This is a genomic window from Bradyrhizobium acaciae (assembly GCF_020889785.1).
GTDB classification, from domain to species: Bacteria; Pseudomonadota; Alphaproteobacteria; order Rhizobiales; family Xanthobacteraceae; genus Bradyrhizobium; species Bradyrhizobium acaciae.
This window is the reverse complement of record NZ_JACMYK010000325.1, coordinates 1-766: the sequence shown is the minus strand read 5'-3', so window position 1 is coordinate 766 and position 766 is coordinate 1. Positions and strand designations below refer to the sequence as shown.

The window sequence follows — 766 nt, the reverse complement described above, 5'->3', positions numbered from 1 at the left end:
CGCGACCCTGGCCGCCGCCGGGCCGCCGGCCACGGGAATCGTTGTGTTTGTCGCTATCGCGGGGCATGAATGTTCTCGCCTGGGCGTTCAATTGGGGTGCAAGGGCCAACCGGTCGTACGCGCCCTCTTGGCAGCGCGCTTGACGCAAAACCGGCATCCACTTTTGCTGAAGGCGAAGCTACTAGCAGGTTTCTTCCGATGATACGAGGCATGACAGCCCCTTCTTTCATGGATTTGGCGCTGAAAACCGCCGAAAATGCCGGAAAAGCCGGCGAAGTTCCGATCGGATGCGTCATTGTGCGGGGCTACGAGGTGATCGCCACCGCCGGCAACCGCACCCTGACCGACCGCGACCCCACCGCGCATGCCGAAATCCTGGCGATCCGGCAGGCCGCCGAGGCCATCGGCACCGAACGACTGGTCGATTGCGACCTCTACGTCACCCTCGAGCCCTGCACCATGTGCGCCGGCGCGATCTCCTTCGCCCGCATCCGCCGGCTGTATTACGGCGCCGCTGACCCCAAGGGCGGCGCGGTCGAGTCAGGCGTGCGGTTCTTCGCGCAGCCGACCTGTCACCACGTGCCGGAGATCTACGGCGCGGTGGGGGAGAGCGAGGCGGCGCGTCTGTTGCGGGAGTTCTTCAGAGAACGGCGCTGACGAATCCGTAGTCCGGATGAAGCGCCTAGCGAGCATCAACGCATCCCCGTCATCCTGAGGTGCGAGCCCTTGCGAGCCTCGAAGGATCGACGGCCACCGGCCGGGCCGG

The 766-nt window shown here is 65.7% G+C and carries 1 protein-coding gene; it reads left to right on the top strand.

Annotation, left to right across the window (positions count from 1 at the left end):
- The first annotated feature begins 198 nt into the window (after positions 1–198).
- A complete protein-coding gene (locus tag H8A92_RS40570) occupies positions 199–657 on the top strand; it encodes a nucleoside deaminase (RefSeq protein ID WP_163160336.1) in 459 nt (152 codons plus the stop codon).
- The last annotated feature ends 109 nt before the right edge of the window (positions 658–766 follow it).

Excerpts from the sequence above, each read along its gene's own strand:
- H8A92_RS40570 (WP_163160336.1), top strand. The coding sequence starts at position 199 with ATGATACGAGGCATGACAGCCCCTTCTTTCATGGATTTGGCGCTGAAA.